Genomic DNA, 8,134 nt, shown 5'->3' with positions numbered 1-8,134 from the left:
CTGTAAAACGTCATAATGAATTTCATTATGTGTTCACTCGTGAGACTTGATATTTTTTTGCGTCCGGAGACGCTGATATCAATCCTGCGAGTGCCCACACAGATTGTCTGATAAATTGTTAAAGAGCAGTGCCGCGATTTCTCTAGCGGCGCGGGATGCGTATATTACGCTTTCCGCATTCTCAGTCAAGCATTTATTTTTGCTTTTCTGAAGGTTGCCTTGAAGACTACCTCCTGAACACATCGCTTCGTAAGCCGTTGTTCCGTGTCAGTGGAGGCGCAGTATAGGGATTTCTTTGGAGCTGACAAGTGCTAATTTCAAATTAATTTTCGAGTGCTGATTTTTTCGGCGAAACACGACTAAACTGCTAATTTTTCCAGCAACGGGAAGCCATAACGCTGCAAAATCGGTGATAATTTCGTCACTTCATCATCCATTCGCGTACAGAACGCTAAATTCTGCCCGGATGAAACAGCATGCGGCGCTTCATGCTCCAATAACCAGACGGTACGACGTGCAATAGCCGCGCCTGAATCCACTAAACGCGTCCCTTCCGGCAACACCAATTGCAATTCATCACGCAATAAAGGGAAATGCGTGCATCCCAGCACTACGGTATCCGGCGGTTCTTTCATACGTAGCCAGGGTTGCACAGCGCGGCGCACATCAGCTAACTCAACATCTTCGCCATGCAGCTTGGCTTCCGCCAGCTCCACCAGCTCAGCCGAACCGAGCATTTCAATTTTACAATCGCGGGCAAACTGCGCCACTAACTCATGCGTATAAGGACGTTTCACCGTGCCACGCGTCGCCAATAATCCCACCACACCATTACGCGTCAGGCGTGCAGCAGGTTTAATGGCAGGCACCACCCCGACAACCGGGAATTCAAAGCGCTCACGCAGAGCCGGTAAAGAGATGGTGCTGGCAGAGTTACACGCGATGATCACCAGCGCCAGCGGGAAACGCTGCGTGATAGCCGTCACCACAGCCACCACACGCTCGACAATAAAGTCTTCGGATTTTTCGCCGTACGGAAAACCTTCATTATCGAAGGCGTAGAGATAGTGAAGATCCGGCAATAAATGTCGGACCTCATCATAAACGGAGAGCCCACCGACGCCGGAGTCAAATACCAGCACGGTGGGACGCAGATCAGAAGCTGTAGCTGGCGCTGAGGTAATACTCCGTTCCTGGAGTTGGATAGCCATACGCTGTCTCATAATCTTTATCGAACAGGTTGGCAATTCTACCACGAACGGTGAGCTGTGATGTGACCGGATACGAGACAGCGAGATCTACCGTGCTGTAACTTGATAAGCGACGCTGCTCACTCGCATATTCGCTGGTGTTGTTATCGTAGCGCTTGCCGAAGTACTGATAGATGACGTCGATATCAAAGTCATACACCGTCATACCCAGCTGATATTTCGCTTGTTCACGCGCACGACGCGCCAGTGTTTCACCATCAGAATCACGGCGAGCATCCAGATAACCCAGAGTGATCTGGTGATGAAGGAAGCGGGTATCAAAATCAGCTGTGGCTTCAATCCCTTTCAGCGTAACGGCTTTTTCATTGTAATAGCCGCCCTCAAATGTCACGGGATCAGAAGCATAGGTAATAAGATTGCTGACTTTATTGTGATACGCCGCAACACGCCAGTTAACCGGGCCGGTTAAACCTTCCAGCGCAGCTTCCCACTGTTTTGATTTCTCCGGGTTCAGATCGGGATTTGAACTAATGCCGTAACGCTTCAAACCATATAACTGACCGAGCGTTGGTGCCTGGAAGCCTGTCCCATAAGAGAGTGAAGCTTTATAGCCCGGCACAAACTCCCAACCGGCTGCCGTTTGCCAGGTGCCATGGCGACCAAAGTCTTGGTTATCATCACCGCGCGCAGAGCCTTCAAGCGTAACGTTGCCAAACTGCTGCTGAGCCGTCAGATAGGCGCCGGTGTTATCCTGCTTATAGCCATCTTCATCGCGCGGGGCACCAGAATAGAGTTGGCCAATGGAGTTCAGCTTCTGCTGTTGCCAATCCAGCCCCGCGCTGACCATACCGTGCCCCACCGCCAGGGTGTTGCCCCACTGCAGGTTGCGCTGCTCCATATCATCCAAACTGTTGGAGTCCGCATAGCGACCGTCAGCACCAACGTAGTTGTAGATTTTGTACTTCTGATAACTGGCGGTCAGCTGTGAAGAGTAAGCGTCATGATTAAAGCGCAGGCCGGTATCAAACGAGTGATTATAGATTTGCTGCTCATCCTGACCACCGACATAGCCCGCATCATAATCTGAGTTCGCGGCATAGCCATAACCGCGAAAGAAGCCAGAAAACGTGTCATTAAACTTATGATCAACGCCGGCCCAGAATGCTTTATTGCGCCAGCCATCACGGTCGCGATCGGTCGCAGACGTTGAGCCGGGCTGAACGTTATAGCCGTTAGTGGCCTGATAAGAACCCGCTACCGTCAAACGCGTCTGGTCAGTGACGTTCTGATTGATGCCGCCGCTGTACTCCTGATATCCCTTCGAGCCAAAGCCCGCTGAAAGTGAATTTTGGTTATTAGGGTTTTGCGTAATGACGTTAACTACGCCGCCAATCGCATCCGCACCGTAAACGGCAGAACGCGGACCGCGAATAAACTCGACACGCTGAATAATGGAAACCGGGATTTGGTTAAAGTCAGCAACGCCGGTGATACCGGGTTTAGAAAACGGCACACCGTCAATCAGGATCAGCGTATGACGCGCTTCCGAGCCACGCACATACATAGAAGCGCTTTGACCGATACCGCCGCTTTGCGCGATATCCACACCAGGCAAGCGGCGCAGCACTTCCAGCAGGTTTTTCGATTGCCACTGATCAATCTCGTCACGCGTGACGACAGACGTTGAAGCCAGCACCGAAGAGACCGGCTGTGCGAAGCGGTTAGCCGTTACGATTTGCGTATCATCATTCTGCTGGGCATAGCCAAATTGCGCCCAGAGAGACAACGCCGTTGCACTGAAGGCAAACAGCGAAGCATGTGTGTTTTTCATTGTTATAGCATCCAAAAGACGAAGCAGGATGCCGCACGACTACAACCAATAGCTCGCGATGGTCGTATGTATTGCGACGTCACACCGGCAGGTCTTCGGGCTGAGAATCATAAATGGTGAAAAACTTCCCATCCGGCAGGACAGTGTTTATAGGTGCCATCACCACGACATTCTTTACCGCTGCGCGTCAGCTCCAGATTCACACTGGATTCCCTTTTAACTCAAGGAGGCCGGCAGGCGCAGTCTACGGCCAGGAAGGCCGGAAATCCAGACTTCCAGCCATCTTGTTTTCCACAGGGCTGGACATCAGCAGTTGAATGCCTACAATCGCCCGGCAAGCCAGCTTATTACCAGGATTAAAGATGACACCCGAACAGCTCCCGATTGAACAATACGACGCGCAACTGGCGGAAAAGGTCAGCCGCTTACAGGCGATGATGGTGCCCTTTGCCGCGCCCGACGTGGAGGTGTTCCGCTCACCGGTCAGCCACTATCGGATGCGCGCCGAATTCCGCATCTGGCATGACGGTGACGATCTCTACCACATCATCTTTGATCAGGAGACCAAACAACGTATTCGTGTCGATCAATTCCCGGCCGCCAGTGAATTGATCAACCAGCTAATGCCGAAATTGATCAATGCGATCCGGGATAACCGCGCACTGCGTTTTAAGTTATTCCAGATCGATTACCTGTCGACCATGAGCAACCAGATCGTCATCTCGCTGCTCTATCACCGCAAGCTGGAAGAGGAGTGGACTGCAGCAGCCAGCGCCCTGCGCGACAGCCTGCGCGCTGAAGGTTTTGATGTGCAGCTAATTGGTCGCGCCACCAAAACCAAAATCTGTCTCGATCGCGATTACGTCGATGAACGCTTGCCGGTCGCCGGCAAAGAGATGATTTATCGTCAGGTAGAGAACAGCTTCACCCAACCAAACGCGGCGATGAATATTCAGATGCTGGAGTGGGCACTGGACGTGACGCAGGATTCGCGTGGCGATCTGCTGGAACTCTATTGCGGGAATGGTAATTTCTCGCTGGCGCTGGCACGCAACTTCCGCCGCGTATTGGCCACGGAGATTGCCAAACCATCGGTGGCTTCTGCGCAATACAATATTGCCGCCAACCACATTGATAACGTGCAGATCATTCGCATGGCCGCCGAGGAGTTTACTCAGGCGATGAACGGCATACGCAGCTTCAATCGCTTAGAAGGCATCGATCTGAAGAGCTATCAGTGCGAAACCATTTTCGTCGATCCGCCGCGCAGCGGGCTGGATGCGGAAACCGTGAAGATGGTGCAGGCGTATCCGCGCATCCTTTATATCTCCTGCAATCCGCAAACGCTATGCGAAAACCTTGCGGTGTTGGCAGAAACCCATGATGTCACGCGGCTGGCGCTGTTTGATCAATTCCCCTACACCCATCATATGGAGTGTGGCGTGCTGCTGACGCTGAAAGCCTAAACAAAAACGGGAACCCTAAGGTTCCCGTTTTTTCTCTTACTGCCGGTTCTTCGCGCGACGGAAGCGCATGGCAATCCAGAACACCAGCGCCACCATCAGAATGGTGGGGATGAAATTGGAGCCAATGTCCGGATATTCAGCCCGCACCAGCGCGCTATACACCAATATTCCTAACAGGAAGAACGCCGCCGCCAGCGACGGCATGCCGTCGGGCATATTGCGGTTGAGATAGCGCTGATGCAGACACCAGGCCGCCAGGCCCAGCGCAATCAACGGGAATATCGAAAAGGGAACAAACGTACTGAACAGCACCGAAAAGGAGCCGTTGATAGCTAAACCGGTGATAAAAGCTAATAACAGCGTTCCTTTATCGCGAGGGTTTTGCTCAATCATTTTTTTATCCTTATCACATTACTCTGCGGTTTTTTCCAGGGTAACCGACAGGCGCTCTTGCTCCCGGCGATACCAGTAATACGCACCTTTGGCGATCATACGCAGCTGCAGCACCAGTCGATCTTCGAGCTTACGACGCTGTTCGATATCGACGTCCAGGGCTTCGGCACCCGCGCTAAACACAATCGTTACCATGGCTTCAGCCTGCGCCTCGGTGAAACTGCGCGGCATGCGATTTTCCAGCTCAAGGTAATCGGCCAGTTCGGCGATAAAGTGCTGAATCTCCCGTGCCACTGCGGCACGAAACGCCGCCGACGTTCCGGAGCGTTCGCGTAGTAAGAGCCGAAAAGCGTTGGGATTGTTCCCGATGAACTCCATAAAAGTCGCCACCGAGGTTTTGATGATGCTGCCGCCCTTGGCGATGCGCTGGCGTGCTTGCCGCATCAATTGGCGCAACATCAAGCCGCTTTCATCTACCATGGTCAAACCGAGTTCGTCCACATCGCGAAAGTGACGATAAAATGAGGTCGGCGCAATCCCCGCTTCACGTGCAACTTCCCGTAAGCTCAGGCTGGCAAAACTCCTTTCTGCACTTAACTGACTGAAGGCAGCTTCAATCAGTGAACGTCGTGTACGTTCTTTTTGTAGCGCTCTGACGCCCATTTTCCCGGCCTTTTAGGTGATTTGGCAGGCACTATAACAAACTTTTCAGCGTACAGCGGTGCAAACTTTGTGAACGCCTGTGAACCTCACGCTTTGTCAAACTTCAGCAATTTACGCTGTTAGAATTCAGATGTGCGCGGCGAGATGTTAGAATCTCGTTGTAAAAATGTGATAAAAAAATAGGACGTACTGGTATGCAAAAGTCTTACGATTACGATGCCATTGTGATTGGCTCCGGTCCGGGCGGCGAAGGTGCGGCGATGGGGCTGGTAAAGCAGGGAGCGCGTATTGCAGTGATCGAACGCTACCACAACATCGGCGGCGGTTGTACTCACTGGGGAACCATCCCCTCCAAAGCCCTTCGTCACGCTGTCAGCCGTATCATCGAGTTCAATCAAAACCCACTTTACAGCGATCACACTCGACTCCTGCGCTCCTCATTCGCCGACATTCTGAACCACACCGAGAACGTTATCAGTCAGCAAACCGCAATGCGTCAGGGTTTTTATGAGCGCAACCGCTGTGAACTGTATCAAGGCGACGCGCGTTTTGTTGATGCCAACACCATCGAAGTGGAACAACCCGACGGCACGCGCGAGCGCTTAACCGCGGAGAAATTCGTTATCGCTTGTGGTTCTCGCCCGTATCATCCAACGGACGTCGATTTTACCCATCCACGCGTTTACGATTCCGACTCCATCCTCAACCTGCACCATGAACCTGGCCACGTCATCATCTACGGCGCCGGCGTGATCGGTTGTGAATATGCGTCGATTTTCCGCGGCCTGAACGTCAAGGTTGACCTGATTAACACCCGCGATCGCCTGCTGGCGTTCCTTGATCAGGAGATGTCAGATTCGCTCTCCTATCACTTCTGGAACAGCGGCGTGGTGATTCGTCACAACGAAGAGTTCGAGAAAATTGAAGGTGTTGATGACGGGGTGATTATTCACCTGAAATCGGGCAAGAAAGTGAAAGCGGATTGCCTGCTGTACGCGAATGGTCGTACTGGTAACACCGATTCACTGGCGCTGGAAAACGTGGGACTGGAAGCCGATGGTCGTGGCCTGCTGAAAGTGAACAGCATGTATCAAACCGCGCAGCCACACATCTATGCAGTCGGCGACGTGATTGGCTATCCAAGCCTGGCCTCGGCCGCTTACGATCAGGGTCGCATTGCCGCGCAGGCGATTATCAAAGGTGAAGCTACCGCTCATCTGATCGAGGATATTCCAACCGGGATTTATACCATTCCGGAGATCAGCTCAGTGGGTAAAACTGAACAGCAGCTTACTGCGATGAAAGTGCCGTATGAAGTGGGTCGTGCGCAGTTTAAACACCTGGCGCGTGCGCAGATTGTTGGCATGCATGTCGGCAGCCTGAAGATCCTGTTCCACCGCGAAACCAAAGAGATCTTAGGGATTCACTGCTTTGGTGAGCGTGCTGCGGAGATCATCCACATTGGTCAGGCCATCATGGAACAGAAGAACGGCGGCAACACGATTGAGTATTTCGTGAATACCACCTTCAACTATCCCACCATGGCCGAAGCCTATCGTGTGGCGGCGTTAAACGGCTTAAACCGCCTGTTTTAACGAAGTTTCCAGGTAACCCTGCATATGGGTTTTAATTGCTTCTGCCAACTGCTCATAGCGGTTGCGCAGAGGTGAGCCTGGACGATAGACCAACGCGATGGTGCGCTGCGGCACGGGCTTGTAGCAAGGCAGATAACAGACACCATCGCGCACGCGTTCATTCGGCACAGAGAGCGCAGGCAGCAAGGTAATACCGCTACCGGCGGCAACCATGTTGCGCAGCGTTTCCAGGCTGGTGGCGCGGAAATGCGTATCTTCATCGGCGCCGGCTTCGAAACAGAAGCCCATCGCCTGATCGCGCAAGCAGTGCCCATCTTCCAGCATCAGCAACTTCTCACCGGCCAGATCTGACATCGGCACGCGATCGCGATCGCGCCACGGATGATCGGCATACACCGCCAGCGTCATCGGCTCATCAAACAGCGGCACCTCAATAAAGGCCTCGCTCTCTTTTACCAATGCCACAATGGCGCAATCCAGCTTGCCGCTGTCGAGCTGTGCCAGCAATTGCTGCGTCTGCGCTTCGTGCAGGTACATTTCGAGTTTGGGGAAGGTCTGATGCAGCATCGGAATGATGTGCGGCAGCAGATACGGCCCGGTGGTCGGAATCAAACCAATGTGCAGCGGTCCAGACATCGCTTCGCCCTGTTGGCTTGCCATCTCTTTCAATACTTTCACTTCGCGCAGCACGGTTCGCGCCTGATCCACCAGCAACAGCCCAGCCTGAGTGAATAACACTTTACGGCTGGTACGCTCCAGCAGCATTACACCGAGTTCATCTTCCAGCTTACGAATCTGTCCACTTAAGGTGGGTTGGCTGACATGACATGCGTCAGCTGCACGCCGGAAATGGCGATGCTCCGCAAGTGAAACCAGGTATTCGAGATCACGAATATTCATTGAAATCCTCCAAACCACGATAGCCCGTGGCGATAGATAGAATAGCAATGAACGATTGGCCCTATCAAGGCGCGA

General features: G+C 52.8%; 7 protein-coding genes and 1 riboswitch. Of the genes, 2 read left to right on the top strand and 5 right to left on the bottom strand.

The genetic code is table 11. The features are described 5' to 3' along the window. Positions 1-359: 359 nt before the first annotated feature. Both murI and btuB read right to left on the bottom strand, forming a co-directional pair. Positions 360-1,211 carry a glutamate racemase gene (gene murI / locus AC790_RS09665; RefSeq protein WP_007886469.1) on the bottom strand — a complete coding sequence of 284 codons (852 nt, stop codon included), beginning with the start codon at positions 1,209-1,211 and terminating at the stop codon, positions 360-362. Continuing rightward, complete coding sequence (gene btuB / locus AC790_RS09660) at positions 1,156-3,042, bottom strand: TonB-dependent vitamin B12 receptor BtuB (RefSeq protein ID WP_049851611.1); 1,887 nt, start codon at positions 3,040-3,042, stop codon at positions 1,156-1,158. The genes murI and btuB overlap by 56 nt, the downstream gene beginning before the upstream one ends. A gap of 68 nt (positions 3,043-3,110) precedes the next feature. After that, positions 3,111-3,292: riboswitch (cobalamin riboswitch) on the bottom strand. 112 nt (positions 3,293-3,404) lie between these two features. Here btuB and trmA point away from each other — a divergent pair. Continuing rightward, the gene (gene trmA / locus AC790_RS09655; RefSeq protein ID WP_049851610.1) at positions 3,405-4,508 is read left to right on the top strand and encodes a tRNA (uridine(54)-C5)-methyltransferase TrmA; all 1,104 of its coding nucleotides are present in this window, start codon (positions 3,405-3,407) and stop codon (positions 4,506-4,508) included. A gap of 36 nt (positions 4,509-4,544) precedes the next feature. On the opposite strand, the gene AC790_RS09650 is transcribed toward trmA, so the two are convergent. Together AC790_RS09650 and fabR are read right to left on the bottom strand one after the other, a co-directional pair. Beyond that, positions 4,545-4,901, bottom strand: a complete 357-nt coding sequence (locus AC790_RS09650; RefSeq protein WP_007885419.1) for a YijD family membrane protein — start codon at positions 4,899-4,901, stop codon at positions 4,545-4,547. An 18-nt stretch (positions 4,902-4,919) separates the two neighbouring features. Further along, entirely contained in the window at positions 4,920-5,564 is a 645-nt protein-coding gene (fabR, locus tag AC790_RS09645; protein WP_049851609.1) for an HTH-type transcriptional repressor FabR, read from the bottom strand. 194 nt (positions 5,565-5,758) lie between these two features. On the opposite strand from fabR, the gene sthA reads away from it, so the two are divergent. After that, positions 5,759-7,159, top strand: a complete 1,401-nt coding sequence (sthA, locus tag AC790_RS09640; protein ID WP_007885417.1) for a Si-specific NAD(P)(+) transhydrogenase — start codon at positions 5,759-5,761, stop codon at positions 7,157-7,159. Here the strand turns inward: sthA and oxyR are convergent. Then, a complete protein-coding gene (gene oxyR / locus AC790_RS09635) occupies positions 7,142-8,059 on the bottom strand; it encodes a DNA-binding transcriptional regulator OxyR (RefSeq protein WP_007885416.1) in 918 nt (305 codons plus the stop codon). The genes sthA and oxyR overlap by 18 nt on opposite strands. Between the last annotated feature and the right edge of the window lie 75 nt (positions 8,060-8,134).

The organism is Pantoea sp. RIT-PI-b, from assembly GCF_001187905.1.
GTDB lineage: Bacteria > Pseudomonadota > Gammaproteobacteria > Enterobacterales > Enterobacteriaceae > Pantoea > Pantoea nemavictus.
The sequence above is the reverse complement of the archived record's forward strand: the minus strand, read 5'-3'. Positions and strand labels throughout refer to the sequence as shown.

Bases quoted from the DNA above. Each gene is read 5' to 3' on its own strand.
- fabR (WP_049851609.1), bottom strand. From the start codon at position 5,564: ATGGGCGTCAGAGCGCTACAAAAAGAACGTACACGACGTTCACTGATT.
- trmA (WP_049851610.1), top strand. From the start codon at position 3,405: ATGACACCCGAACAGCTCCCGATTGAACAATACGACGCGCAACTGGCG.
- btuB (WP_049851611.1), bottom strand. From the start codon at position 3,042: ATGAAAAACACACATGCTTCGCTGTTTGCCTTCAGTGCAACGGCGTTG.
- sthA (WP_007885417.1), top strand. From the start codon at position 5,759: ATGCAAAAGTCTTACGATTACGATGCCATTGTGATTGGCTCCGGTCCG.
- oxyR (WP_007885416.1), bottom strand. From the start codon at position 8,059: ATGAATATTCGTGATCTCGAATACCTGGTTTCACTTGCGGAGCATCGC.
- AC790_RS09650 (WP_007885419.1), bottom strand. From the start codon at position 4,901: ATGATTGAGCAAAACCCTCGCGATAAAGGAACGCTGTTATTAGCTTTT.
- murI (WP_007886469.1), bottom strand. From the start codon at position 1,211: ATGGCTATCCAACTCCAGGAACGGAGTATTACCTCAGCGCCAGCTACA.